This window comes from Streptomyces lomondensis, assembly GCF_014651035.1.
GTDB classification, from domain to species: domain Bacteria; phylum Actinomycetota; class Actinomycetes; order Streptomycetales; family Streptomycetaceae; genus Streptomyces; species Streptomyces lomondensis.
In genome coordinates, this window is the sequence record NZ_BMWC01000005.1 from 204,273 (window position 1) to 230,630 (window position 26,358).

General features: G+C 73.4%; 19 protein-coding genes. 7 read left to right on the forward strand and 12 right to left on the reverse strand.

The genetic code is table 11. The annotated features are described in order from the left end of the window. Positions 1-49 precede the first annotated feature (49 nt). Positions 50-913 (forward strand): phosphotransferase enzyme family protein, encoded by an 864-nt coding sequence (locus tag IE255_RS19280; RefSeq protein WP_190051559.1) that lies wholly within the window; start codon positions 50-52, stop codon positions 911-913. A 14-nt stretch (positions 914-927) separates the two neighbouring features. Here IE255_RS19280 and IE255_RS19285 read toward each other — a convergent pair whose 3' ends face one another. The 4 genes from IE255_RS19285 to IE255_RS19300 all read right to left on the reverse strand — a co-directional run bounded on the left by IE255_RS19285 (position 928) and on the right by IE255_RS19300 (position 5,379). Next, positions 928-1,653 carry a 3'-5' exonuclease gene (locus IE255_RS19285; RefSeq protein WP_190051560.1) on the reverse strand — a complete coding sequence of 242 codons (726 nt, stop codon included), beginning with the start codon at positions 1,651-1,653 and terminating at the stop codon, positions 928-930. 141 nt (positions 1,654-1,794) lie between these two features. Further along, complete coding sequence (locus IE255_RS19290; protein WP_229906479.1) at positions 1,795-3,036, reverse strand: DUF5919 domain-containing protein; 1,242 nt, start codon at positions 3,034-3,036, stop codon at positions 1,795-1,797. A 90-nt stretch (positions 3,037-3,126) separates the two neighbouring features. Continuing rightward, positions 3,127-4,500: a copper amine oxidase gene (locus IE255_RS19295; protein ID WP_229906480.1), complete on the reverse strand. Its 1,374-nt coding sequence runs from the start codon at positions 4,498-4,500 to the stop codon at positions 3,127-3,129. A gap of 57 nt (positions 4,501-4,557) precedes the next feature. Further along, positions 4,558-5,379, reverse strand: a complete 822-nt coding sequence (locus IE255_RS19300) for a TrbL/VirB6 family protein (RefSeq protein ID WP_190051563.1) — start codon at positions 5,377-5,379, stop codon at positions 4,558-4,560. A 181-nt stretch (positions 5,380-5,560) separates the two neighbouring features. On the opposite strand from IE255_RS19300, the gene glgX reads away from it, so the two are divergent. Then, entirely contained in the window at positions 5,561-7,693 is a 2,133-nt protein-coding gene (glgX, locus tag IE255_RS19305; protein ID WP_190051564.1) for a glycogen debranching protein GlgX, read from the forward strand. Between the two features lie 115 nt (positions 7,694-7,808). Then, the gene (treY, locus tag IE255_RS19310) at positions 7,809-10,178 is read left to right on the forward strand and encodes a malto-oligosyltrehalose synthase (protein WP_190051565.1); all 2,370 of its coding nucleotides are present in this window, start codon (positions 7,809-7,811) and stop codon (positions 10,176-10,178) included. Positions 10,179-10,180: 2 nt separating this feature from the next. Here the strand turns inward: treY and IE255_RS19315 are convergent, their stop codons facing one another. After that, positions 10,181-11,119, reverse strand: a complete 939-nt coding sequence (locus IE255_RS19315; protein ID WP_190051566.1) for a LysR family transcriptional regulator — start codon at positions 11,117-11,119, stop codon at positions 10,181-10,183. 84 nt (positions 11,120-11,203) lie between these two features. On the opposite strand from IE255_RS19315, the gene IE255_RS19320 reads away from it, so the two are divergent. Both IE255_RS19320 and IE255_RS19325 read left to right on the forward strand, forming a co-directional pair. Next, positions 11,204-12,733, forward strand: a complete 1,530-nt coding sequence (locus IE255_RS19320) for a dihydrolipoyl dehydrogenase (protein ID WP_190051567.1) — start codon at positions 11,204-11,206, stop codon at positions 12,731-12,733. Positions 12,734-12,873: 140 nt separating this feature from the next. Beyond that, entirely contained in the window at positions 12,874-14,124 is a 1,251-nt protein-coding gene (locus IE255_RS19325) for a M14 family zinc carboxypeptidase (RefSeq protein WP_190051568.1), read from the forward strand. A 52-nt stretch (positions 14,125-14,176) separates the two neighbouring features. Here IE255_RS19325 and IE255_RS19330 read toward each other — a convergent pair whose 3' ends face one another. Next, positions 14,177-15,559: a M14 family zinc carboxypeptidase gene (locus IE255_RS19330; protein WP_190051836.1), complete on the reverse strand. Its 1,383-nt coding sequence runs from the start codon at positions 15,557-15,559 to the stop codon at positions 14,177-14,179. Between the two features lie 201 nt (positions 15,560-15,760). After that, complete coding sequence (locus IE255_RS19335; protein WP_190051569.1) at positions 15,761-16,312, reverse strand: FHA domain-containing protein; 552 nt, start codon at positions 16,310-16,312, stop codon at positions 15,761-15,763. A gap of 173 nt (positions 16,313-16,485) precedes the next feature. On the opposite strand from IE255_RS19335, the gene treZ reads away from it, so the two are divergent. Beyond that, positions 16,486-18,231: a malto-oligosyltrehalose trehalohydrolase gene (gene treZ, locus IE255_RS19340; RefSeq protein ID WP_190051570.1), complete on the forward strand. Its 1,746-nt coding sequence runs from the start codon at positions 16,486-16,488 to the stop codon at positions 18,229-18,231. A gap of 21 nt (positions 18,232-18,252) precedes the next feature. Here the strand turns inward: treZ and IE255_RS19345 are convergent, their stop codons facing one another. Next, positions 18,253-19,254, reverse strand: coding sequence for an aminoglycoside phosphotransferase family protein (locus tag IE255_RS19345; protein WP_190051837.1), 1,002 nt, complete (start codon positions 19,252-19,254; stop codon positions 18,253-18,255). 46 nt (positions 19,255-19,300) lie between these two features. Beyond that, positions 19,301-20,428 carry an aminopeptidase P family protein gene (locus IE255_RS19350; protein WP_190051571.1) on the reverse strand — a complete coding sequence of 376 codons (1,128 nt, stop codon included), beginning with the start codon at positions 20,426-20,428 and terminating at the stop codon, positions 19,301-19,303. A gap of 184 nt (positions 20,429-20,612) precedes the next feature. Between IE255_RS19350 and IE255_RS19355 the strand changes: the two genes are divergently transcribed. Then, positions 20,613-21,368 carry a phosphodiesterase gene (locus tag IE255_RS19355; protein ID WP_190051572.1) on the forward strand — a complete coding sequence of 252 codons (756 nt, stop codon included), beginning with the start codon at positions 20,613-20,615 and terminating at the stop codon, positions 21,366-21,368. On the opposite strand, the gene IE255_RS19360 is transcribed toward IE255_RS19355, so the two are convergent. From IE255_RS19360 to cyc2, 3 genes are all read right to left on the reverse strand, one after another. After that, complete coding sequence (locus IE255_RS19360; RefSeq protein WP_190051573.1) at positions 21,361-21,921, reverse strand: PDZ domain-containing protein; 561 nt, start codon at positions 21,919-21,921, stop codon at positions 21,361-21,363. The two genes, IE255_RS19355 and IE255_RS19360, sit on opposite strands and share 8 nt — an antisense overlap. Before the next feature lie 208 nt (positions 21,922-22,129). Then, positions 22,130-24,013, reverse strand: coding sequence for an O-aminophenol oxidase PhsA (phsA, locus tag IE255_RS19365; RefSeq protein WP_267974376.1), 1,884 nt, complete (start codon positions 24,011-24,013; stop codon positions 22,130-22,132). 116 nt (positions 24,014-24,129) lie between these two features. Then, on the reverse strand, positions 24,130-26,292 hold the full coding sequence (gene cyc2, locus IE255_RS19370; protein ID WP_190051574.1) for a germacradienol/geosmin synthase Cyc2: 2,163 nt from the start codon (positions 26,290-26,292) through the stop codon (positions 24,130-24,132). Positions 26,293-26,358: the final 66 nt, after the last annotated feature.

Genomic DNA, 26,358 nt, shown 5'->3' on the forward strand with positions numbered 1-26,358 from the left:
GCGGATGGCCGGAACGCGACGGCACCAGCGCGGACGACGGAGGCGGACGATGGACGAGGCACGGGCGCGGGACGTACTGGCGGCGGCCGGGGTGCTGCCCGGCGCCGCCCGGGAGGCGCGGCTGCTCGCGCTGGGCGAGAACGCGGTATTCGCCGCCGGTGACCTGGTCGTCAAGGTGGGCCGCGACGCCGAACTCCTCGACCGGGCGCGCCGCGAACTGGACGTCGCGGTGTGGCTCGCCGAGGCCGGGGTGCCGGCGGTGCGGGCGGCCGAGCCGAAGGCGCTGCTCGTGGACGGGCATCCGGTGACCGTGTGGCACCGGCTGCCCGAGGCCGTACGGCCCGCCGAGCCGCGGGATTTGGCCGAACTGCTACGGGTCGTGCATGCCACTCCTCTTCCCCCCTTCGAACTGCCGCCCCGCGATCTGCTGAGCGGTGTGGAGCGCTGGCTGCGGCTCGCGGGCGACACGATCGATCCCGCGGACGCGGCGTATCTGCGCGAGCGGCGGGACGGCTTCGCCGCGCGGGCCGCCGCGCTGACGCCGCATCTGCCGCCGGGGCCGATCCACGGCGACGCGCTGCCGCGCAATGTGCATGTCGGGCCGGACGGGCCGGTGCTGGTCGACCTGGAGACGGTCTCCTCGGACCTGCGCGAGCACGATCTGGTGGTGATGGCCCTCTCCCACGACCGGTACGGGCTCCCGGACGAGGCGTACGACTCCTTCACCCGGGCCTACGGCTGGGATGTACGCGCGTGGGAGGGGTGCTCGGTGCTGCGCGGGGCCCGGGAGACGGCCAGCTGCGCCTGGGTGGCCCAGCACGCGCCGGGCAACCCGAAGGCGCTGGCCGAGTTCGAGCGGCGGGTGAAGTCCTTGAGGGACGGGGACGAGTCGGTGCGCTGGTATCCGTTCTGAGGGCTGGAAAGCCCCTATCGGACCGGCTCGTCCGCCAACTCCCGCAGGGGCCAGGCCGGGTCGACCAGGGCCGTCGCATCGCCCTTCCCGCGCAGGAAGCTCTGGAAGTCCGCCGCCCACTGCGCGTACCACTCGATCTGGCGGCAGTGCAGGGCCGCCGGGCCGAGGGAGGCGATCTTGGGGTGGCGGCCGGCTATCGCGGAGGCCAGGCGGGCCGCCGCGAGGGCGTCGGCCATGGCGTCATGGGCGGAGTCGAGGACCACGCCGTACTCCGCGCAGACCGCTTCGAGGTTGCGTTTGCCGCGGCGGTAGCGGTCGACCCAGCGGTCGATCGTGTACGGGTCGATGACGGGGGCGGGGTCCGCGCCGCCCAGGCGGTCGCGCAGGGACGGCAGGCCGTACCGCCGCAACTCCGCGGACAGGAGGGTCAGGTCGAAGGCCGCGTTGTAGGCGACGACCGGTACGCCCGTCCTCCAGTAGGAGGTGAGGACGTCGGCAAGGGCGTCCGCCACCTGGTCGGCCGGTTTGCCCTCGGCCGCCGCCCGCTCGTTGCTGATGCCGTGCACCGCCACCGCGTCCTCGGGGATCGGCACCCCCGGGTCGGCCAGCCACTCCCGGCGCCCTATCGGCTCCCCGCCCCTGACCTCGATCACGGCTCCCGTGACGATGCGCGCCTCGCGCGGATCGGTGCCCGTCGTCTCCAGGTCGAAGCCGATCAGCAGCTCCCGGTGCCAGCCCATGGGCGGGCCCCCCTTCTTGTGGTGCGTTCCCCCAGTGGTCTCCACCTTCCCATGCACCACTGACAATCAGAGGACCGCATTCCGCTTGGCCCCGACGACCGCGACGGACCGCCGCGGAAACACCGCACAGTCAGGCACAGTTCACGACACGGGGCGCGAATCCGCCCACATCACCTCGAACTCCTCGCGATAGGTGGGGAAGAGACCGCTTTCGTCGATCTCGCCCGACTTGACCACCTTGCCGCTGTTGCGCAGGACGAACACCGGCGCCTCCATGCCGCGCGTCCGGCGCAGGTAGTTCTGCACGACGGCGACGCCGTCCGCCCCGTCGCCGTCGACGAGATACGCGGTGAAGCGGGGCGTCTCGTCGAAGACCTGGATCTCGAAGGCGCCCGGGTCCCGCAGCCGGGCCCGCACCCGGCGCATGTGCAGGATGTTCATCTCGACGGCGCGGCTGAGCTCGCCGCGCTTGATGCCGAGTTCGCGCTCGCGCCGCTTGACCGCGCTGGAGGCCGGGTTGAGGAACAGCAGCCGCACCCGGCAGCCGGACTCGGCCAGCCGCACCAGGCGACGGCCGGAGAAGTTCTGCACGAGCAGGTTGAGGCCGATGCCGATGGCGTCGAGGCGGCGGGCGCCGCCGAAGATGTCCTCGGCCGGGAACTGCCGCATCAGCCGCACCCGGTCCGGGTGGACGGCGACCACGTCGGCGTACCGGTCGCCCACCAGGTCCTCGACCGCGTCGACGGGCAGCCGCCGCGCGGACGGCACGTCACCGCCGGCGCCGAGCATCTCCAGCAGCCGGGCCGAGGCCCGCTCGGCCTGGTTCAGCACGGCCTCGGACAGGGCCCGGTTGCGGGAGACGACGTTCCGGGTGACCTCCAGCTCGTCCAGGGCGAGTTCGACGTCCCGGCGGTCGTCGAAGTACGGCTCGAAGCAGGGCCAGTGCTGCACCATCAGCTCGCGCAGCTGCGGCAGGGTGAGGAAGGACAGGACGTTGTCGTCGGCCGGGTCGAGCAGATAGCCCTTGCGGCGGCTGACCTCGCGCACCGCGACCGCGCGCTGCACCCACTCCTGCCCGGCGGGCCCGGCGGCGGCCACCACCCAGTCCTCGCCGTGGACGGGTTCGTAGACGGGCCGCAGGACGGCGGCGACGACCGCGCGCAGCCGCTGCTCGACGAGGTTCAGCCAGATGTAGGCCCGCCCGGCCCGCTGGGCGCGGGTGCGCACCTCGCGCCAGGCGTCGGCGTCCCAGTCCAGTTCCGGGCCGATCGAGCCCGCCGCGTCCATCGGCCGTGCCAGGGACACGGCACCGGTCGGGACGTCTGCGGAGTTCCCCTCGTGACCCTCGTCACCAGGGGGCAGCTCCAGCCCTCCCGAGCCCACCCGCGCACCGCCTTCCGCTCCCCTTGTCAACGATCAAGGAAGGGTACTCCGGGAGCGGTCGGCGGTGCAGCCGGATGGGCAGGGTCGTTCTCAACCGCGCGGCTGCCAGTGCCCGTTCTGCCAGCCGAGCTCGGCCGGAGTGAGCGGATTCATGGCGGTGACGTCGCGCGGGGCGATGGAGAACCCCTGCCAGTGGACGGGCATGGGTTGCTGGTCCTCGTCCCGGGCTATGTGGTGGAAGCCGATGTTCATCCAGACCACGGGGTGCTCGAGGGCCTGTCCGTTCACCCACTTGTCGACGGAGGTGCCGGCTCCGGGCCCACAGTCGTCGGGGTTGTGGCTGGCGAACAGCTCGCACTTGTTGTACTGGGTGACGTACATGTCGTGCTTGGTGTAGCTGCGGCCCGGGTACTTGGTGGTCGGCCCCGGGACGATCTCGTAGGAGCGCGCGTGCCCGTCCTTGTTCTTGCCGGCCGCGCTGACCACGCGCCACCAGCGGTAGTTCCTGCTGTCCCCGGCGAGTTCCTTGGTGATCTTGGTGCGGGTGGTCTTCGTGGTGGGGGCCTGCTGCCCCCTGGTGGGCGCGGTGACGGTGGAGTCGTACTGCTCGACGGTGTTCTTCGTGGAGCCGTCCAGCGCGAAGTCGAGCCGCCAGAAGGCGTTGTGGCTGTGGCTGGTGGCCTTGGCGCTCGCTCCCTTGCCGATCGGCCAGCCGCGGCCGTCGCCGGCGTCGTAGTCGTCGTAGGAGAGGCTGCCGGTGGCGCCGACGTTCATGGTGATCGCGCCGTCGTCCTGGAAGCGCCACTCGGTCATGTACTCGTACCAGCCGACCTGGTTCACGGTGTAGACGAGGAGGTCCCTGCCCTCGGCCTGGTAGACCTTGTTCGCGGTGTCGCCCTGCATGCGGTAGGCGTGGCCGCGGGAGCGGGTGGTGGTGCACAGGCCCCTGACGTTCGGGGTGTCGTTGACGGAGTCCGGGACCTTGACCGTCTTGATGGTGCCGCCGGGGCACTCGCCCGGCGCCAGGTCCATCAGGCCCTGGGCGAAGTCGAAGCCCGTCAGGTCGTCGTACTCGACGTTGCCGTCGTCGTAGGGGACGTGGATCTGGCCGAGCCGGGCGCTGTTGAGGACCTTGACCGGCCTGGGTTCGCCCTTGGGCTGGTAGGAGATGTCCTCCAGGACGAGGCCGGCCTTGCCGTCGTAGCGCCAGCACATCCGCCAGGTCGTTCCGGTCGAGAGCTTCTGCTCGATGCGGTGGGCGGCGCCGCAGTAGGCCGCGGCCGGCGCCGGGGCGCTCGCCGGCCGTGCGGTGGCCGGTCCCGCGCCGGCGGCGGCGCCGGCGGCGAGCGCGGCCACGGTCAGCCCCACGGCCGCCCCGGTGCGGGCCTTGCTTCTTCTGTTCACGCGGCTGTTTCCGTTCCCGCGGCCGGCTCGGTTCGGGCGGCTGTCTCGGTTCACGAGCATGACGAGGTGACTCCCTGACAGGAGGAGCGAGGTGGACGGGTGAGCGAAAAGGGCGGGTCAGAGGTCCAGCTCGGCGACCTTGCGGGCGCTCAGGTCGATCACGAGCGACCTGGCGTCGACCCACGGCCCGTTCTTGATCTTCGGGAAGAGCCGGACGCAGCGGTGCTCGCCGCACTGGTCGAGCACGGCGGGCTGGGCGCCCGGCGCGGCCCGGTAGACGGCGCCGCTGAGCCGCAGCTGGTCCGGGGAGGTCAGCTGCTCGCCGGTGGCGTCCTGGTAGTCGGCCTTCAGGCCCGCGCCCAGCGGGTCGGCGATCAGGAGCCGGGCCGCCTCGGCCTTCTCGGCGCGGCTGAGGGGCGGCTGGACGCCGCGCTGGGTGCCGGTCCGCACCACCGTGCCGGTGCCGAGGTCGACGGTCCGGGTGACGAGGGTGTCGTCCCGGTAGTCGTAGAACGTCACGTCGGCGCGCCGGGGCGCGTCCGGGTCGCCGGCCTCGTCGGCCTCCGGTTCGGCGAGGTCGACGCCGAGGGGCTGCGGCCCGCGGTCGCCGTCGACGCTCTCGCTGCCCTGGATGAGCTGCCGGCTCAGGGCGATCTTCTCGCCCCGTTCCCGCTCGTCGTCGGTGAGCGGATCGCGGCCGGTGCCCCGCTCGCCCTCGGCCGGCGCATCCTCGACGACTCCCGGCGCCACGGCCCGGCCCGGTGCGCCCTCCTGGCCCGGTGCGCCCTCCTGCCGGACGGACTGCCCCGCCCTGGTCGCCGTGTCGTCCGCACCCGCCGTGCCCGGCAGGGTGACGCCGATCATCACGGCGGTCCCGGCCACCGCGATGGCCGTACCGGCCACCACCTTGCCCAGGTGGCGATGCACTATGTTGCGCACATCTTCCCCCTACTCCCCCACAGCCCCGGGAGTACGTGTTTGCCCCGTTGAATTCGGCATACCGCGTATGCACTGGTCACTCGGTTAGAGGGAGATAAGTCATAGGAGGTTCCCTCACTTTCGGGGAGACTCGGGGCCCAGGCGTCCCCACCGGCGCCGTACACCTGAAAGAGTCGTATCCATGCAGGTCTGGCCTGGAGAGGCGTATCCACTCGGCGCCACGTACGACGGCGCCGGCACCAACTTCGCGGTCTTCACGGAGGCCGCGGACCGAGTAGAGCTGTGTCTGCTGCACGACGACGGCTCCGAGACGGCGATCGAGCTCCGGGAGAGCGACGCGTTCGTGCGGCACGCGTACCTGCCGGGCATCATGCCCGGGCAGCGGTACGGGTTCCGTGTGCACGGACCGTACGCACCGGAGCACGGGTTGCGCTGCAACTCCGCGAAGCTGCTGCTCGACCCGTACGCGCGTGCGATCAGCGGCTCGATCCACTGGGGCGAGGAGGTCTACGGCTACCACTTCGACGATCCCGACCGGCGCAACGACCTCGACTCGGCGCCGCACACGATGACGTCGGTCGTGGTCAACCCGTACTTCGACTGGGGCGACGACCGGCGCCCGCGCACCGAGTACCACCACACGGTGATCTACGAGGCCCACGTCAAGGGCCTCACGATGCGCCACCCGGGGCTGCCGGAGGAGCTGCGCGGCACCTACGCGGCCCTCGCCCACCCGGCGATCATCGAGCACCTCACCGAGCTCGGCGTCACGGCTTTGGAGCTGATGCCCGTACACCAGTTCGTGAACGATCACCGCCTGGTCGACATGGGCCTGAACAACTACTGGGGCTACAACACGATCGGTTTCTTCGCCCCGCACAACGCCTACGCCTCCTGGGGCGACCGGGGCCAGCAGGTGCTGGAGTTCAAGTCGGCGGTCAAGGCGCTGCACGAGGCGGGGATCGAGGTGATCCTCGACGTGGTCTACAACCACACCGCCGAGGGCAACCACCTGGGCCCGACGCTGTCCTTCAAGGGCCTGGACAACCCGCGCTACTACCGGCTGACGGACGACCCCCGCTACTACATGGACACGACAGGGACGGGGAACTCCCTGCTCATGCGGTCCCCGCACGTGCTCCAGCTGATCATGGACTCGCTGCGGTACTGGGTCACGGACATGCACGTCGACGGGTTCCGCTTCGACCTGGCGGCGACCCTGGCGAGGCAGTTCCACGAGGTGGACCGGCTGTCGTCGTTCTTCGATCTGGTGCAGCAGGACCCGGTGGTCTCCCAGGTCAAGCTGATCGCCGAGCCGTGGGACGTGGGCGAGGGCGGCTACCAGGTGGGCAACTTCCCGCCGCTGTGGACCGAGTGGAACGGCAAGTACCGGGACACCGTGCGGGACCTGTGGCGGGGCGAGCAGCGCACGCTCGCGGAGTTCGCCTCGCGGCTGACCGGCTCGTCCGACCTGTACCAGGACGACGGGCGGCGCCCGCTGGCCTCGATCAACTTCGTGACCTGCCACGACGGCTTCACGCTGCACGATCTCGTGTCGTACAACGACAAGCACAACCAGGCCAACGGCGAGGACAACCGGGACGGCGAGAGCCACAACCGGTCCTGGAACTGCGGGGCCGAGGGCGACACGGACGACCCGGACGTGCTGCGGCTGCGGGCCCGGCAGATGCGGAACTTCATCGCGACGCTGATGCTGTCCCAGGGCGTGCCCATGATCAGCCACGGCGACGAGTTCGCCCGCACCCAGCGCGGCAACAACAACGCCTACTGCCAGGACAACGAGCTGGCCTGGGTGGAGTGGCCGGAGGGCGACGAGGAGACCGAGGGTGGCCTGAGCGGGGAGCTGCTGGCCTTCACGCGCGCGATGGTGTGGCTGCGCCGGGACCACCCGGTCTTCCGCAGGCGGCGCTTCTTCCACGGGCGGCCCGTGGAGGGCACGCACGACGACCTGTCCGACATCGCCTGGTTCACCCCGGAAGGCCGGGAGATGACCCAGCGGGACTGGGACTCGGCCCGGGCCTCGGCGCTGACGGTGTTCCTCAACGGCAACGCGATCTCGGAGCCGGACGCGCGCGGGGAGCGCATCACCGACGACTCGTTCCTGCTGATGTTCAACGCCTCGCCCAAGCCGCTGGAGTTCGTGGTGCCGGTCGACCACGGGCGGCAGTGGCAGGTCGTGGTCGACACGGCCCGCGCGGACGGCGTACCGCCCGGTACGGGCCCGAAGGTGCAGGCCGGAGACCGGCTGACCCTGACGGACCGGAGCCTGACGGTGCTCCAGCGGCCGGTGTGACCACCTCCCCGTGAGCCGCCGCGTCGTCCGGAAAGAGCCACGCGTCCGGGCGACGCGCGGCGCACCTGGCGCGGGGGATGACACGAACGGCGGCGGGGCGGGTACGTACGTCTCCATGACACCTGAGCGACCTGACCCGGTGGTGCCCACGGCCACGTACCGGCTGCAACTGCAGCCCGAGTTCCCGTTCGGGGCCGCGGCGGCCGTCGTGCCGTATCTGGCCTCGCTCGGCGTCTCGCACCTGCACCTGTCCCCCGTCCTGGAGGCCGTGCCCGGCTCGACGCACGGCTACGACGTCGTCGACCACGCGCGCGTGCGCGAGGAGCTGGGCGGCGAGGAGGGGCTGCGGGCGCTGGCGCGCACCGCGCGGGAGCACGGGCTCGGCCTGGTGGTGGACATCGTCCCGAACCACATGGCCATGGCCCCACGCCACAACCGGGCCCTGTGGGAGGTGCTGCGCGAGGGCCCGAAGTCGCCGTACGCGCGGTGGTTCGACATCGACTGGGAGGCGCAGGACGGCCAGGTGCTGCTGCCGGTGCTCGGCGGACCGCTGGGCGAGGTGCTCGACGAGCTGCGTGTCGACGGTGACGTGCTGCGCTACTACGACCACGTGTTCCCGCTGCGCGAGGGCACCGGGGACCTGCCGCTGCCGCATCTGCTGGACGCGCAGTGGTACCGCCCCGTGTGGTGGCGGCTGGCCCGGACCGAGCTCAACTACCGGCGGTTCTTCAGCATCTCGGAGCTCATCGGGGTGCGGGTGGAGGACCCCGAGGTCTTCGAGGCCACCCACGACAAGATCCTCCAGCTGCTCCACGAGGGCGTGATCGACGGGCTGCGCGTCGACCACCCCGACGGCCTCGCCGACCCCGACGGCTACCTCACGCGGCTGCACGAGGCGGCGGGCGGCCGCTGGACGGTCGTGGAGAAGATCCTGGCCGACGGCGAGCGGCTGCCGGCCTCCTGGCCGGTCGCGGGCACCACCGGCTACGACGCCCTGCGGCACGTGGACGGGCTCTTCACGGACCCGGCCGGGTTCGGGGACCTCCTGGGGCAGTACCGGCGGTTCGCGGCCCCGCAGACGGACCGGGGCGGGCAGTGGGAGGCGACGGTGCGGCGGGCGGCGTACAAGGTCCTCACGCACGAGCTGGCGACCGAGACCGACCGGCTGGTGCGGGTGGCGGCCCGGCTGTGCGCGACGTCGCCGGAGCCGGGGCTGCGCGACCGCGCGCCCTGGGCGCTGCGCACCGCCCTCCAGGAGCTGCTGGTGCGCATGGAGGTCTACCGGCCGTACGAGTCCGTGGACGCGGCGTCCGTGGTCACCGAGGAGGCCGCGGCCGAGGCCCGGCTCGCCTTCGCCGTGCCCGAGGAGGCCGGAGCGGTGGACGTCGTACGCGATCTGGTGCTCGGACGGTACGGCGACGGGCCCGCGCAGGTGGAGTTCCGGACGCGGTTCGCGCAGACCGCGTCGGCGCTGCGGGCGAAGTCCGTCGAGGACACGGCGTTCTACCGGTACGTGCCGCTGCTGTCGGCGACCGAGGTGGGCGGCAATCCGGGCAGTCCGGCGCTGTCGCCGGAGGAGTTCCACGCGTACTGCGCGCGCGTGCAGCGCGACTGGCCGGTGACCGGGACGGTCGCCTCGACGCACGACACCAAGCGCAGCGCCGACGTCCGGGCGGCGCTGCACGTGCTCACGGAGTGTCCGGACCGCTGGGCGGACGTCCTCGCCGAGGTGACGCGCACCGGCGAGGGCGTGCCGGACGCGCAGCTGGCGTGGGCGGCCTGGCAGACGGTGTTCGGGCTCGGCCCGGTCCCCGGGGCGCTGGAGCGGGTGCGGGGGGCGCTGCTGAAGCACGTGCGCGAGGCGGGCCTGTACACCAGCTGGACCGAGCAGGAGCCGCCGTACGAGGAGGCGGTGGCGCGGTTCGTGGCGGCCGGGCCGTGCGGGGCGCCGGGTGAGCGGATCGCCGCGTTCCGGGAGTCGCTGGAGCCGCACGTCCGGGCCAACGTGCTGGGCACGGCCCTGGTCCAGCTGACGATGCCGGGCGTCCCGGACGTCTACCAGGGCACCGAGGCCGAGTACCGGGCGCTGGTCGACCCGGACAACCGGCGGGCGGTGGGCTTCCCGCCCGAGGAGTCCGGCGGCGCGTCCGGGGACAAGGTGGCGGTGACGCGGGCGGCGCTGGGGCTGCGGGCCCGGCGGCCCGACGCGTTCGGCGACACGGCGACCTACATGCCGTTGCCGGCGGAGGGACCGGCGGCCGGGCACTGCCTGGCGTTCGCCCGCTCCGGTGCGGCGGTGACGGCCGTGACGCGCCTGTCGCTGCGGCTCGCCGAGGCGGGCGGCTGGCAGGACACGCGCCTGACGCTGCCGCCGGGGCGGTGGGCGGACCTACTGGATCCGGAGCGGGAGTTCACGGGGCACGCGCGCGTGGCGGAATTGTTCGCGGCACTCCCCGTGGCGCTGCTGGAGAGGGTGGGCGACTGAGCTCAGGCGACCGCCGGGCCGTCCTGGGCGCAGTCCTCGTACGCCCGCGGGAGGACGTGCGGGCGCGGCCAGGCCGTCCGCAGCAGGTCGGCGAAGGCCGCCGCCGCGCCGGTCGGCACCACGCGCGAGAAGACCGTCAGGGTGCGCTTCCAGGCCGGGTCGGGTGACAGGACGACACAGCCCTCGCCGACCGCGTCCCGGACGAGATGGGCGGGCGCGGCGCAGACGCCGACGCCCGCCGCGGCCATCCGCACCGCCGTCGAGGTGTGCTCGGTGAACACGGCCGTGCGCGGGGCGAAGCCGGCGCGGCCGCAGGCCCAGTCGAGGAAGCGCTCGCCGTGGACGACGGGTTCCATGGCGCAGCGCACCCAGGGGCGGTCGGCGAGTTCCGGCAGCGTCACCGTCGTACGGCCGGCGAACCGGTCGTCGAAGGGCACCACGAGGACGATGTCCTCCTCGCCGACGGGCACGACGGTGCCCTGCCAGCCACCGGGCACCGGACCGACGGCGAGGTCGGCCGTGCCGCGCTCGACCTGCTCCTCCAGGGCCTGCGAGGTGGCGTACTCGTGGAGGTGCAGCAGCACGTGCGGGTGCGCGGCGCGCCAGCGGGCGAAGACGTCCGGGAGGACGCCGACCGCGACGGAGTGCACGGCGGCGACATGGAGCTCGCCGCCCTCCGCGCCGGCGGCGGCCCGGGCCGCGCGGCGGGCCTGGACGGCGCTGCGCACGGCGAGTTCGGCGTGCGGCCGGAACGCGCGTCCCATCGGGGTCAGGCGCACGCCGCGCGGCATGCGCTCCAGGAGCGCGCCGCCGACCGACCGCTCCAGGGCCTTGATCTGGTGGGACAGCGCGGGCTGCGAGACGTGCAGGATCTCCGCCGCGCGGGTGAAGGACGCCTCCTCGACGACCGTCAGGAAGTACTCCATCTGCCGCAGGCTCAAGGCCCCTCCCCATAAACGCCCTGCATCGATTCCACAAGAACATTGCCTTGGACTCATGGCAAGGGCCGGGCGGAGGCTGAGGGCATGGACTCACCCGACGTCATCGTCATCGGCGGCGGCACCGGCGGTTACAGCACCGCCCTGCGCGCCGCGGCCCTCGGTCTGGAGGTCGTGCTCGTCGAGCGGGACAAGGTCGGCGGGACGTGTCTGCACCGCGGCTGCATCCCGAGCAAGGCGATGCTGCACGCGGCCGAACTCGTCGACGGCATCGCCGAGGCACGCGAACGCTGGGGCGTGAAGGCGACGCTGGACGCCGTGGACTGGCCGGCGCTGGTGGCCACCCGCGACGACATCGTGGCCCGCAACCACCGGGGCGTGCAGGCGCATCTCGCGCACGCGGGCGTACGGGTGATCGCGGGGAGCGCCCGGCTGACGGGGCCGCGGTCCGTGCGCGTGGAGGGCGTGCGCGGCGAACCCGGCGTGCACGACATCCCCAGGGGGCACGGCGAACCCGGCGCGCACGACAACCCCAGGGGGCACGGCGAACCCGGCGTGCACGACAACCCCAGGGGGCACGGTGAATCCGGCGCGCAAGACCTGTCCGCGCGCCGCGGCCTGGTGCTCGCGACCGGCTCACGGCCGCGCACGCTCCCGGGGCTCGAACCGGACGGGCGGCGCGTGGTGACGAGCGACGATGCCCTCTTCGCGCCCGGGCTCCCGGCGTCCGTGCTGGTGCTCGGCGGGGGCGCGATCGGGGTGGAGTACGCCTCCTTCCACCGCTCCCTGGGCGCCGAGGTCACCCTCGTGGAGGCCGCCGACCGGATCGTGCCGCTGGAGGACGCCGAGGTGAGCCGGCATCTGACGCGCGGTCTGAAGAAGCGCGGCATCGACGTCCGGGCCGGCGCCCGGCTCCTGGACGCCGAGGTCCTCGACGACGGGGTGCGCGCACGCGTGCGCACCGCCCGGGGCGAGACGCTCACGATCGCGGCCGAGCGGCTGCTGGTGGCGGTCGGGCGGACCCCGGTCACCGACGGCCTGGACGTGACCGCCGCGGGCCTCGCCACGGACGAGCGCGGTTTCGTCGTACCGGCCGACTGGGACCGGCTGGAGACGGCCGTGCCCGGCGTCCACGTCGTGGGCGACCTGCTGCCTCCGCCGTCGCTCGGGCTGGCCCACGCGTCGTTCGCGGAGGGGCTGCTGGTGGCCGAGACGCTGGCCGGTGTGCCCTCCGCGCCGGTGGACTACGCGGCGGTGCCCCGCGTCACGTACTCGTCGCCGCAGACCGCGGCCGTGGGTCTGAGCGAGGCCGAGGCACGCGCGCGTGGGCACGAGGTGGTGACCAACAGCATGCCGCTGACCGCCGTGGCGAAGGGCATGGTGCACGGGCAGGGCGGCATGGTGAAGGTCGTCGCCGAGGCCGGCGGCGGACGCGTGCTGGGCGTGCACCTGGTGGGTCCGCACGTGTCGGAGATGATCGCCGAGAGCCAGCTGGTCGTCGGCTGGGACGCCGAGCCGTCCGACGTGGCCCGCCACGTCCATCCGCACCCCACTCTGTCCGAGGCGGTCGGCGAGGCGTTCCTGACCCTGGCGGGACGGGGGCTGCACCAGCAGTAGTCACCTCGTACCGGTGACACAGCCCGCGCCGCCCGGGCCAGTGCTTCCGGGCGCCCCCTGGAGCCTCCCCCGTCGCGCCCTTGACACCGCACCATGGCCATGGGGTACTGCGATTGCGAACTCGGGCGGATGTGACGGGGGTGAGTGTCCTGCCGGAGCTGCGCTACCCGACGGTGACCGAACTGGTCTCTGCTGCCCGGGCGTTGACCGCCCACCGCCCCGGTGTGTGCACCCTGCGGCAGGTGGGTTCCTCGCGGGCGGGCAGACCTCTGCACCTGCTGTCCGTGGGCCGCGCCCGCCGCGCCGTGCTGGTGGTCGCCGGCGCCCACGCCAACGAGCCGACCGGCTCCTGCACCCTGCTCGCGCTGGCCCGGCGGGTGCTGGAGCAGCGGGAGTTGCGTGACGGCGTCTCCTGGCACTTCCTGCTGTGCGCGGACCCCGACGGGGCGAGCCTGCATGTGACGCCGGCGCCGCGCAGCCTGTTCGACTACCACCTCGGCTTCTTCCGCCCCGCCGGCCCGGAGCAGCCGGAGTGGGCCCCGTCGGTGCTGCCGCCGGACCGGCTGCCCCCCGAGACCCGGGCCCTGACCGGCGTCATCGACGAACTGCGCCCCTACCTCCAGGTGACCCTGCACGGCACGGATCTGGGCGGCAGCTGGGTGCAGTTGACGAAGGACGTGCCCGGGCTGGCCGAGCCGTTCGCCAAGTCCGCGGCGGAGCTGCACATCCCGGTGGAGACCGGCGCGTCGGACGCCGCGGGCTGGCCCGCGTCCGGGCCCGGGGTGCACGTGATGCCCGCCCCGGAGGCCGGACCGGCGTACCCGAGCCTGCCGGACGACGCGCGGCACAGCACCTGGTACCACGCCCACCGGTACGGCGGGCTGACGGCGGTGGTCGAGGTGCCGATGTGGGCCAGCGACCTGGTGGACGATCCGGCCCCGCATCCGGCTCCGGCTGCGGCGATCGGGCGGCTGGCGCGCCGGCTGCAACGCGACGCGCTGGAGGTGACGCGCGTGCTCGACGGCGCGCTGCCCCGGCTGGCGGAGCTGGACGGGCCGTTGCTGCGGGCCGCCCGGTGGGGGCTGGAACTGGTGCCGGGGCTGGCCGCCGACCTGGTCCACACCCCGCCCGCCGACCGCACCCGGGCCTACGTGGGCAGCGTGGACGCGTTCGCGCGGCGCGTGCCGCTGCGGGCGGCGGCCATGCTGCGGCGGGTGCTGCGCGGGACCGACGACCGGGCGGCGGAACAGCTGGAGGAACTCGTCGCGACCTGGAGCGACGCTTTCGCGGAACGTTTCCGCGCCCGCTGGGTGCCCTTGCAGCACCAGGTCGAGCACCAGTCCCGCACGGTGCTCGCGGCGGCGCTGCACGCGCGCGAGGAAGCCGACTAGAGCAAGTCGGTCAGAGAAGGCCGATCAGAGGAAGCCGACCGGACGCACCCCGTCAGGGCGTCATGCCCGCCGCGTCGGCGCCGCCGCCCCGCACCCCCACCCCTGGCTCGGCCGGACCGGAGCCCGGGCGCGGATGCCGTCCGGCCAGCTCGAACGCGGCGAGCACCACGCGCGCCTGGTACTCCGCCTGGCGGGCCACCGGGATCCAGCGCGCCCCGCAGCCGTCACGGTAGTCGGCGCACCACTCGTCGATGAGCCGGTCCAGCTCCGGCAGGGCCCCGGCCGGGTCGCGGCCGGCGCCGCGCACGAGCTGGCGCAGCAGTCCCGCGGTGCGCAGGGCCAGCCGTCGCCCGGAGATGCGCAGGGCGGCCAGGTGCGCGGTGCTCAGGGCCGGCAGGGGGTGGGCCGCGCCGTCGCCGGTGTCGGGGTCCCAGGCGTCGGCGAGGCCGGGGCAGACCAGTAAATAGTCGTCCACCGGGGCGAGCAGGCGCGCCGCGTCGGGCACGGCGGCGAGGTGCGGCCGGATCCGGGCCAGCACCTGCCGCAGCAGGCCCGTGTCGTGGCGCAGGGCGCGGCTGACGGACCGCAGCACCGCGTCCCGGTCCGCGGGCGGGGAGCCGTCCGACACGGCCGCCACGCCCCACATGGGCGCCTCGACGACCGCGGTGACGGTGCCGTGCCGGTGCGGGTGGAACCACGTCGACTCGACGGCGGCTTCCGTTATGGCCGCGGCCAGGTCGGCCCGGCGCGGCGGCGGGATCCGGTAGACGGCGGGCCCGAGGCCGGGCCAGTACAGGGCGTCGTAGGCGCCGAGTTCGCGCGGGATGCCGAGCCGCTCCGCGATCGGGGTGAGCCGCTGGGCGAGGCCGGGCAGGTCGTCGGTGAGCTCGACGAAGCCGCCGCCGACGTCGACGCCGTGCAGGGAGCACTGGAGGAACGGCCGCAGTTCGTCCTGGACGTCCAGCAGGGCCCGGGTCTCCGGCAGGGCGGCGCCGGCCGCGCCGTCGGGCAGCCATTCGGGCTGTTCCAGGAAGCCGGGCCGGAAGAAGTTCCGGAAGTACCGGCCGAGGGTGTACGGGCCGGTCAGCCAGCCCTCGTTGCGGCGCAGCCCGTCCGGGTCGAGGCACAGCAGCAGGTTCCAGGTGGCGTCGGCGCCCTCGGTGAGCCGCGGGTCGGCCAGGGTCCGCTCGGCCAGGCGCAGCACGGTGGCACCGCCCACGGGTTCGTTGGCGTGCGGGCCGGCGACGACGAGGGCCTGGCGGCTGCCGTGGCCGACGGAGAGCAGCCACATCGGGGTGCCGGCGCGGGACGTGCCGACCCGGCGCAGCCGGGCGTCACGGGGGTGGCGGGCGACGAGGGCGGCGGCCCGGGCGCCCAGTTCGTCGACGGTCGGGTAGCGCAGGAGGGGCGGCAGGACACACCTCCCCCGTGCGATGCCGTCGGTTCACCAGGTGTAGATGGCGTACGCACAGTCAGTCACGACTTCCGGGGTACGTCAACACCATGGAGAGCAAAGGCATTTGAGCCATGCCCCAGGGAACGACAACTGGTAAACCCCAGGCCAGAGGTGAGGTGAGGCTCGGTTTCCGGTCAGCCGGCCGACAACCGGAACGTCATCGGGCCGACAGCCGGAACATCATCCGGCCGACAGCCGGAACATCATCCGCCCGAAGCCCACCTGGTCGCCCTCGCGGACCACGGCCGCCCCGACGACCCGCCGTCCGTTGACCGTCGTGCCGTTGGTGGAGCCGAGGTCGCGCAGAACCCATATGCCGCCCTGGTGGCGCAGTTCGGCGTGCACGCGGGAGACCGTCTCGTGGTTCAGGCGCAGTCCGCTGGCGGGGTCGCGGCCTATGCGCAGCGGATGGCCGTGCGCCGGGTGGGGCAGCAGCAGCTTGGGCAGCTTCTCGGCCTGCCAGGCCCTGCGCAGCCGTACGGTGAACCCGGAGACCGCCTCGACGGTGCCGAACACGACGCGGGAGAACCGGCTCTCCGTCGGCAGGTCGGCGGTGAGCACCGCCAGCTCGTCCGGGCGGCGGGCGGCGAGCGCCAGCTCCATGCGGCGGACGAACGTGTCATGGGACAGGCGGCCCATGGCGGCGCCGTCGCGGAGCACCTTCAGCACCCTGTCGCGCTCCGCGTCGGAGAGCCGCGCGGGGTACGTGTTGAACTCGAAGGACGACGTCACGCTCGTGATTGTCGGGCAGCGCGGCCGGGCTGTCCAGAAAACGGGAGAACGGCCGCCACGCGCGCGTACCCGGCGACACCCGCCGCAAAAGGGAGGATGCGCCAGCGGATTGATCGCGTTTGACGCACCATGGACGGGCTACATCCCGGTGAGCAGACGAAGGGGAACCGTCCGTGCAGTTCGAGGTGTGGGCACCGCAGGCCGGCCGAGTGACGCTCCAGTGCGACGGCGTCACGCACGCGTTGGAGCGCGATCCGGAACGGGTGGGGTGGTGGCGGGGCGAGGCCGAGGCACGCGACGGATCCCGGTACGGCTTCGCGCTCGACGACGGTCCCGTGCGGCCCGATCCGCGCTCGCGCCGGCAGCCGGACGGCCCGGACGGGCTGAGCGCGGTCGTCGACCACGAGCGGTACGAGTGGCGCGCCCAGTGGCAGGGGCGGCCGCTGCCCGGCGCGGTGCTGTACGAGCTGCACGTGGGGACGTACACGCCCGAGGGCACCCTGGACGCGGCCGCCGAGCGGCTCGGCCATCTCGCCGAACTGGGCGTCACACACGTGCAGCTGATGCCGCTGTGCCCCTTCCCGGGCACGCACGGCTGGGGCTACGAGGGCGTCTCGCTGTGGGCGGTGCACGAGCCGTACGGCGGGCCGGAGGCGCTGAAACGCTTCGTCGACCGGGCCCACGAACTCGGCCTGGGCGTGGTGCTCGACGTGGTGCACAACCACTTCGGCCCGTCCGGCAACTACCTGCCCGTCTTCGGTCCGTACCTCACGGACACGCACCACACGCCCTGGGGCGCCGCGGTCAACCTGGACGCCCCCGGCTCGGACGAGGTGCGCGCCTTCCTGATCGGCAGCGCCCTGGCATGGCTGCGCGACTACCGGATCGACGGGCTGCGCCTGGACGCCGTGCACGCGCTGGTGGACACGCGCGCGTGCCACTTCCTGGAGGAGCTGTCGGCGGCCGTGGACGCCCTGGCCGCCGAGGTGGACCGGCCGCTGTTCCTGGTCGCCGAGTCGGACCTGAACGACCCGCGGCTCATCACCTCCCGCGACGAGGGCGGCTTCGGGCTGCACGCGCAGTGGAACGACGACTTCCACCACGCCCTGCACACCACGCTGACGGGCGAGTCGCAGGGCTACTACGCCGACTTCGCGCGCGCTCCCCTCGCCGGGCTCGCCAAGACGCTCACGGGCGGCTACTTCCACGACGGGTCGTACTCCAGCTTCCGTCAGCGGCACCACGGTCGCCCCCTGGACCGCACGCGCGTGGCCGGGCACCGGCTGCTCGGCTACAGCCAGACCCACGACCAGGTCGGCAACCGCGCGCAGGGAGACCGCCTTTCGGCCCTGGTCTCCCCCGGGCTGCTCGCCTGCGCGGCCACGCTGGTCCTGACGGCCCCCTTCACACCGATGCTCTTCATGGGCGAGGAGTGGGCGGCGGGCACGCCCTGGCAGTTCTTCACCGACCACACCGACCCGGAGCTGGCGGACGCCGTACGGCGGGGCAGGCGGCGGGAGTTCGCCGCGCACGGCTGGAAGGAGGAGGACGTGCCGGACCCACAGGACCCGGCGACCCGGGACCGCTCCTGCCTCGACTGGTCCGAGCCGGAACGCGAGCCCCACGCGCGCGTGCTGGCCTGGTACCGGCAGCTCCTCGCCCTGCGCCACGAGCAGCCCGACCTGACCGACCCCGACCTCGCCGACACCAAGGTGGCCTTCGACGAGGAGCTCCGCTGGATCGCCTTCCGGCGCGGGGACGTGCTCGTGGTGGTGAATCTGGCGCCGGAGCCGGCCGCGCTGCCGCTCGGCGTGCCCCACGCGCGCGTGCTGGCCGCGTGGGAGCCGGTGGAGGCGCCCGGGGCGGACGGGGTGGTCCGGGTGCCCGGGGAGTCGGGCGTGGTGCTGCTCCAGGATTGAGCCGCGCCCGGCGGCGCCCGGCTACAGGGCGTCGTCCGCGTCCCCCAGGTCCGTCACCCGTTCCAGCAGGATCGGCTCCCAGGCGTGGCGCAGTTGCGTCCGCAGCGGAGTGGCGTCCGTGCCGGCGGCGAGGGCCTCGGCGAGCTGGACGACGGTGTCGCAGCGGGCGAGCCACAGGCCGCGCAGGCAGGGGCGGGCGCCGTAGCCGGCGAGGGTGGCGGCGCGTACGGCGGCGGGTGAGCCGACGGCGAGCGCGAGGCCCGCGATGTCCTCGGCCGGGTCGCCGACGACCGCCCCGCCCCAGCCGAGCACGCCGCGCACCCGCCCGTCGGCGCTGACCACCAGGTGGCCGCCCGTGAGGGCGCGGTGGGTGAGGACCGCCGAGCCGGCCTGGGCGGCGAGCTGGGCCGCGGCGGGCGGGGTCAGCTGGTTCAGCCGGGCGGCGTCGAACTCGTCGGCCTCGGCGAGGCGCTCGGCGGCGCGGACGGCCGCCCGGCGCAGCGCCTCCAGGGAGCGCGGCGCGGTGCGCGGCACGCCGAGGGTCTCGGCCTGCCGGACCGGCACCTCGCGCAGGCCGGTGAGCAGCGCGGCGAGGTCGGCCTCGCCGACGGCGGACACGTCGTGCCGCTCCCCCGAGCCGCCGGGCACCTTGGTGTCCAGCGTGTAGGTCAGCCCGGGCGCCCACTCGCCGTGCGCCACGCTGGCCGGCACCGCCATCGGGACGTGCGGGCGGACGAGGTCGCGCAGGCGCAGTTCGCGGCGCTGGCGTGCGGTGGCCTCGCGGTCGGGGGCGAGGCGCAGCACATGGCGGGTGCCGACCCACCAGGTGGCGGGCTCGGCGCCCTCGGTGGCGGGCCGGACGTCGGGGCCGGTCCGCCGCTCGGTCTCCTGGGCGTCGCCGCCGTCCTCGGCGTTACGGCCGTTCCTGCCGTCCTTGCCGTCCTTGCCGTCCTTGCCGTCCTTGAGCAGGGAACGGACGAGCCGGCGGACGGTGTCCTCGGTGGGAGTGGGTGCCTGGGTCATGGTCGCGCCGTTGCCGTTCGGGAGGCGTGGTGGGGACATCGTGGCGTCACTCCACTATGACCAGCTCGCGGGTGGTGGTGTTCAGGCGCCGCCCGCCGTCCTCGGTGACGGTCACGATGTCCTCGATGCGCACGCCGAACCGGCCGGGCAGGTAGACGCCGGGTTCCACGGAGAAACACATGCCGGGCACGAGGAGCCGCTCCTCGCCCTCGATCATGTACGGCGGCTCGTGGGTGGTGACGCCGATGCCGTGCCCGGTGCGGTGGATGAAGTACGCGCCGTAGCCGGCGTCGGCGATGACCGCGCGGGCGGCCCGGTCGACGTCCTGGCAGGCGGCGCCCGGCCGCACGGCGCGGAAGCCGGCCTCCTGGGCCGCGCGCACGATGTCGTGGACGCGGCGTTCCTCGTCGGTGGGCTCGCCGACGTGGACCGTGCGGGAAGTGTCGGAGCCGTAGCCGTCCTTCAGGCCGCCGAAGTCGAGGACGACCATGTCGCCGCGTTCGATGACCCGGCCGCCGGCCTCGTGGTGCGGATCGGCGCCGTTCGGGCCGGAGGCGACGATGGTGAAGTCGACCTGCTCGTGGCCGTGCCGGCGCAGCAGCCGGTCGAGGTCCGCGGCCACCTCGGACTCCCGGCGGCCGGCGAAGGGGACGTTCCGGATCTCCTCGAACGTCGCGTCGGCGGCGGCTCCGGCGGCGGCCATGAGCTCCAGCTCGGCCGCGTCCTTGACGGCGCGCAGCATCGGCAGGGCCTCGGTGAGCGAGGCGTAGGAGCTGCCGGGCACGGCCTGCTGGAGGGCCAGCAGATGCAGCGCCCAGGCGTTGTCGCTGATGCCGAACCGGCCCGAGGCGTCGAGGAGGGCCGCGGTGGCGGCGTAGGGGTCCTTGCCGTCGGTCCAGTCGCGCAGGGTCAGCGCGGGCGCTCCGGCCGCCTTCCGCGCGTCCGGGGCCTCCAGGGCGGGGACGACGAGGACCGGGTCCTGTCCGGCGGCGAGGACCAGCAGGGTGAGCCGCTCGGTGACCGCCGGGGGCGTGTAGCCGGTGAGCCACACCAGGTCGGGTCCCGGGGCCACCAGCAGGCCCGCGAGACCGGCCTCGGCGGCCGTCCGCGCGGCGCGCTCCATGCGGGCCCGGTAGTCGTCGGCGGTGAAGGACGCGGCCGTGCTTCCGGTCATCCGGGCCTCCCAGGACGGACGTAGGGGCTACGGGCAGCATCCTGCCCGGCCGGAGGGGCCTGCGCGAGCCGTCTGCGGGTATCACTCGCGCATCTCCACTAACGGCAGAGGATTGCCCAGGCATTAGATCTAATGCTTAGATGCCGGTAATCCATTAGTTGTTCGATCGAGAGGGCGTACGACCGTGCTCGTACTCGCACACATCAGCGATCTGCACCTGGACGGGAGCGCGCGGGCGACGGAGCGCGCCGAGCGGGTGCGCGACCGGCTGCGGGAACTGTCCGGGCAGGTCGACGCGCTGCTCGTGACCGGGGACATCGCGGATCACGGCACCGAGCCGGAGTACGAGGAGGCCGCCCGCATCCTGGGGCTGCGCGAGGGCGACGGCCCGTTCCCGGTGCTGACCTGCCCGGGCAACCACGACAGCCGCGCGCCCTATCGCAAGGCACTGCTGGGCCTGCCGGGGGCCGAGGGGCCGGTCAACAGCGTGCAGGTCTTCGACGACGGTGCCGTGCTGATGTGCGACTCCTGCGTCCCGGGCAGCGACGACGGGGAGCTGGCCGGGGAGACGTACGACTGGATCGAGGCGACCCTCGACGAACTCGACGGCAGCCTTCCGGTGCTGCTCGCCTTCCACCACCCGCCGGTGGCCCTGCACCACCCGCTGCCCGACTCCTACCGGCTGCGCGACCCCGGCCGGCTGGCCGCTCTGCTGGACCGCCGCCCCGAGATCGCCGGTCTGGTCACCGGCCACGCGCACACCCCCGCCGCCACCTCGTTCGCGGGACGGCCGCTGGTCGTCGGACCCGGTGTGACGTGGACGCTGCGGCTGCCCTGGGAGGGCGAGCAGGTCGCGGACCGGGACGCGCCGCCCGGGCTGGCCTTCCACGTCCTGGACGACGCGGGGCGGCTGACGAGCCACTTCCGGGCCGTCATGTGACGACCGCCGGTACGACCGTCAGCTGCCGGTAGCCGCCGCTGCGGTGCCGCACCGTCAGTTTCACCTTCTGGCCGGGACGGGCGCCGGCGACGGCTCGCACCAGGTCCGCGGCCGTGTCGATCCGGGTCGTGCCGAAGGCGAGGAGGAGGTCGCCGCGCACCAGGCCGGCCTGCTGCGCCGGGCCGGGGACATGCAGCCCGACGACCAGGGCCCCGGGCTTGCGCGCGTCCATGACCTGCACGCCCAGGGTCACGGCGACGGGCGCGGACGGCACGGCGGACGGCGAGGGGCCGGGGAGCAACGTCGTGTGGCGCCCTCGCGGGTCGGTGACCCCGCCCTTGCCGACCACCGTGGCGGCCATCGCGCCGAGACCGATCCCGGACACCACCAGGACCGCGCCGGCGAACCCGGCGAGCAGCACGTTGAGAAGCCGCCGCCCGCGCCGCCGGGCGGCGCGCGGACGCGGCCGTGCAGCGCCGGACCCCGTCGCGGGCGCCGCCCCGTCCGGCTCCCGGCCCGGCATCGGCTTGGGTCGCAACGCGGTCTGTTCCATGGCTCGCCTCCGGGTGGTGCCCGATCGCCTCCGCCGGATGCGGAACGATCACGGCTGGTGCTCTACCCGGCACATCGGCGCCCGATGAGCCACGAACGAGTGAGACTGAGTGGCCTCGGACGGGACCGTCGTGAGCCGGGACGCGGGCGTGGCCCGCACCGCACCCGGCGTACGGGTGCGGTGCGAGCGGCCGGCCGGAAGGGGTCGGTCAGCCCGTGTGGCCCTCCCCGTGCCCGCCATGGGCGCCGCCGTGGTCGAACTTCAGCACCTGGGCGGGCATCACCACGAAGGGCCGCATCATGCCCATGTCCTCGTGCTCCAGCAGATGGCAGTGGTACATGAACCGGCCGTGCGCCCCGTCGAACTTGCCCATGACGCGCAGCGTCTGATTCCCGGGCACCCGGAAGACGTCCTTCCAGCCGAGCTCGTTGGGCGCGAGCGGGATGGCGGTGCCCGCGTCGTACCGGATCGGCGTGCGCGTGCCGCCCACCGCCGGGTCGAAGCCCGAGACGTCGTACGCGTCGCGGCCGAGGAGCTGGAAGTCGGCCAGGTGGATGTGCATGGGGTGGACGATCGGCGCGAGGTTGAGGAAGCTCCACTGCTCGTGGCTGCCCTCGGCGAGGGTGTAGCCGAGGGCGTCGTTGAACGTGCGTGCCGTGCGCCGGTACGTCCGGGTCTTGCCGTCCGGGCCCTGGATCTGGATGATCCCGTCCGTCGGGACCTGGATGTCGCCCGGGTGCTCGACCTCCGCCATCTCCCACATCTCCGGGTGGCCGCCGGCGCCCTTGGTGGCGGGCGGGGTGAGGACGACCAGGCGGTGGCCGTGCTCGATGGCGTGGGTGAGGCGGCGGAAGGAGCCCGAGAGCACCGTCGGCAGCTCGAAGGTGTCCGGCTCACAGGACTCGCCGATCCGGAACTCCATGACGGCCGGGTACGGCACGTCGCCCTGCGGGTCCGGCACGCCCGGCGGCTGGTTGCGGCCCTTGTTGACCAGGCGCAGGGTGCGGCCCGCCAGGCCCCGGAAGTCGGCCAGCAGGTCGAAGCGCTCGGCCGGGGCCGCGGTCAGGGCCGGCAGCGCCGCGTCGAAGTCGACCGGGACGGGGCGCGGCAGCAGGCCGCCGTCGCTGCCGATCTGGTGGAGGACGCCCGGCACCGGGTTGTTCTCCTCGTCGACGAGGACGAGGTCGTAGATGCGCGCGTTGGAGGCGTTGACCAGCCGGAACCGGTACCAGCCGGCGTCCACCCCGGCGTACGGCCAGATGCGGCCGTTGACGGTGGTGTACGGGCCGGTGAACGGGAGGGAGACCGGCTTGCCCGTCTCCGGGTTCTTCTCCTGGACGATGACCGTCTTGTGCAGCAGCCGGCCGTTGAGGCGGCCGTCCTCGTCGGTGTCGAGGTTGCGGTCGGCGAGCAGCAGCGGGATCTCCCGCTCCCCGGAGGGCAGACGCAGGGCGTCCTCCTCGTCGTCACGCACGAGGTAGGTGCCGTACAGGCCCGCCATCACGTTCCACCGGGTGATGTTCATGGCGTGGTCGTGGTACCACCACTGCACCGCCGCGTGGTCGTTCGGGTACTCGGAGAGCTGGGCGTCGCCGAAGGCGACCGCGTTGTCGGCCCAGCCGTCGTTGCCGCCGCCCGTCTGGGCGCCGTGCAGGTGGGTGACGGACCAGGCGGGCAGGGCGGCGACGTCCTTGTTCGGTTCGAATCCGTCGCGCCCCGGCTCGGTACTGGACTGCGGGCGGCCGTCCCGGCGCAGCTTCACCTCGACGGACGTGACCGGGTACTCGCTGTCCTTCGGGATCCGGTTGGTCCAGGCGATGCGCACGCGCTGCCCGCGCCGGACCTCGATGGTCGGGCCCGGCACCTGGCCGTCGTAGCCCCACATCAGGGTCGGCGGGAGCTGCGGGTGCAGGCGCACCCAGGCCGGGCGCAGGGCGATCTCGGTCTCGCGCAGGACGTCGCCGGACGCGGGGCGCAGGACGGGCGGGACGGGCAGCGGCGCGACGTACGGCGTGAGTTCGGCCGGTGCGGGTGCCTGTGCCCGCTCCTGCGGCTCTTCGATGCCGGCGGGCCTTTCGATGATGTCGGTCAAGGTGGTATCCCCCGTGTGGTGCGTTGTCTGTTCCCCTCAGCCGAGAAGACCCCCGGCGCACCGCCGGGGGTTCCCCGATGTCCCGTTCCGGATCGATCTGGCCGGAAAAGGACGGGTCAGCGGAGGGCGGGCACGGGTACGGCCGGCGGGCGGTCCGGGAGGAAGCCGTGGGCGCGGCGAGCGAGCCAGTCGGCCTTGTAGCGGTCCACCTCGCGGTGCCAGTTAAGGATGCCCGCCATCCAGTTCCGCAGGTCCTCCACGTAGGTGTCCATGACGGCGCGCGCCTCGTCCGTGAGCTTGAAGTCCTCGTACAGGACGGGCAGTTCGTGCTCGACCACGTGCTCGAACTGCCGCATGCGCTGGCTCATCAGGTCGTGCACGATGCGGAGCCCGGTCGGGTAGTCGCAGCCGAAGAAGGACTGCACGACGAGGATCGCGTTGTGGATCTCGCCCTCGTACTCGATCTCCTTCTGGTACGAGAAGACGTCGTTGAGCAGGCACGCGAAGTCGATCGCGGCGTTCTCCAGGGAGCGGACCGGGCCGCTGCGGTAGACCTCGGGCGGGACGGCCGGGCCGTGGCCCATCCGGCACATGCTGAGGGTGAGGTCGGAGCCGAAGGTGGCCCGGCGCATCTCCAGGTAGTCGACGGGGTCGGGGACGCGGTTCTGGAGCTGGTTGGACAGCTCCCACACCCAGCTCTCCGTCATGACGTTGACGGCGTCCTTGAGGGTGCGCCGCGCCTCGGGCGCCATGTCCGCGGTGGTGCGCAGCCACAGGTCGAGGAGGCCGCGCTCCATGGCGTTGACCGGGACCGGCGGCGCCTCTCCGGCGACGGGCATGCAGTCGGACAGGCGTGCCGTGGTGAGCCGGGCGGCGGCCAGGTCGCGGCGGTGGCCGTAGACCAGCGGGTAGTAGTCGTCGCCGTAGGTGCCCCAGGCGAGCCACTGCGAACTGAGGTCGAGGGCCTCGGGGGTGGCGTCCGGGTCGAGGCCGGCCGAGCAGAGCGGGAGGTCGTAGGCCCTGAGCTTGTCCTCGTCCCAGACGCCCTCGGCGAGGATGCCCATCCGGGCCACCCAGTCGCGCAGGTTGTGGCGGGCGTTGTCGAGGTGCGGGCTGAGCCCCAGCGGGAACGGCATGCGGATGTCGGGGATCTGTGACGGCCCGACCTTCTGGTAGGGCACGTGCGTGTAGGAGCGCAGCCGCTCGGCGCCGGCCGCCGTGAGCAGGGCGCGGACGTCGGCGGCGGAGGTGCCCATGCCGCTGCAGCCGGGCCAGGGCTTCGAGCCGCGCGCGTTCTCGTTCATGTAGCGGCTGGAGCGCAGATGCCACTCGTGGCCGCCGGACTGCCAGTCCTGGAGCCCCTTGGTGTACGCCGCCACGGCCGCGACCTCGTCCGGGGCGAGGCCCTTCTCCAGGGCCAGTGCGGGCACTTCGGTGAACGCCGTGTGCTCGAACTGGTGGAGGCGGGAGGTGAGGACGTCGTTGACGGTGTCGGCGGCCTCCTGGGTGGTGCAGCCGAAGAACGTCTCCAGGACGAGCACGCCGTTGCTGTTCTCGCCCTCGTCCTCGACCTCGCGCTGGTAGGAGAACAGGTCGTTGCGCAGGTGCACGGCGTCGGAGAACGTCTCCATCAGCACCCTGAGCGGCCTGGACCCGGCGACGGAGGCGGGCACTTCGGCCGTGGCGTACTCCACGAGCCCCGCCGACCAGGGCGCGCCGCCGACCTTGCGGCGCATCTCGATGTACTCGACGGGGTTGGCGATCCGCCCCTCGTTGATGTTGGACAGCTCCCACATCGACTCGTTCAGGAGGTGCTCGGTGGCCACGGCGAAGCGGTGGCGCCAGCCCTCGGACATCTTGGGCACCGTGCGCGCCCACAGGTCGGCGAGGCCCGCCTCGACCGGGTTCAGCGGTTCGGGTACGGGGGTCGAGAGGTCCAGCGGCATGAACAGGGGCAGCCGGTCCAGGTGGGCCTTGCCGGCGGCGCGGTCCTGGCTGCGCTTGTACATCTCCAGGAAGTGGTCGTCGAAGAAGAAGACCCACACGTACCAGTCGGTGATGAGGGAGAGGGCGGGGCCGTCGCAGTCGGGGTGGGTGTAGGCGCACAGCAGGCCGTAGTCGTGCGCGTCGAGGTCGGCCTGCTCCCAGACGCCGGATCCCTCCAGCATGCCCATCTCGCGCGCCCACCGGGTCGAATGGGCGCGGGCCTCGTCGACATGGGGGTTCAGCCGCGCGGGGTGCGGCATGTAGAAGTGCGGGAGTTCGAACGGCTGCGTCATGGCCGGGCCCTACCCTGCGCCCCGCGACGGCATCCACGAGCCCGGACATGATCACACCATCGCGTG

Excerpts from the sequence above, each read along its gene's own strand:
- IE255_RS19280 (WP_190051559.1), top strand. The coding sequence starts at position 50 with ATGGACGAGGCACGGGCGCGGGACGTACTGGCGGCGGCCGGGGTGCTG.
- IE255_RS19285 (WP_190051560.1), bottom strand. The coding sequence starts at position 1,653 with ATGGGCTGGCACCGGGAGCTGCTGATCGGCTTCGACCTGGAGACGACG.
- IE255_RS19295 (WP_229906480.1), bottom strand. The coding sequence starts at position 4,500 with ATGCTCGTGAACCGAGACAGCCGCCCGAACCGAGCCGGCCGCGGGAAC.
- glgX (WP_190051564.1), top strand. The coding sequence starts at position 5,561 with ATGCAGGTCTGGCCTGGAGAGGCGTATCCACTCGGCGCCACGTACGAC.
- treY (WP_190051565.1), top strand. The coding sequence starts at position 7,809 with ATGACACCTGAGCGACCTGACCCGGTGGTGCCCACGGCCACGTACCGG.
- IE255_RS19320 (WP_190051567.1), top strand. The coding sequence starts at position 11,204 with ATGGACTCACCCGACGTCATCGTCATCGGCGGCGGCACCGGCGGTTAC.
- IE255_RS19345 (WP_190051837.1), bottom strand. The coding sequence starts at position 19,254 with ATGACCCAGGCACCCACTCCCACCGAGGACACCGTCCGCCGGCTCGTC.
- IE255_RS19350 (WP_190051571.1), bottom strand. The coding sequence starts at position 20,428 with ATGACCGGAAGCACGGCCGCGTCCTTCACCGCCGACGACTACCGGGCC.
- IE255_RS19360 (WP_190051573.1), bottom strand. The coding sequence starts at position 21,921 with ATGGAACAGACCGCGTTGCGACCCAAGCCGATGCCGGGCCGGGAGCCG.
- cyc2 (WP_190051574.1), bottom strand. The coding sequence starts at position 26,292 with ATGACGCAGCCGTTCGAACTCCCGCACTTCTACATGCCGCACCCCGCG.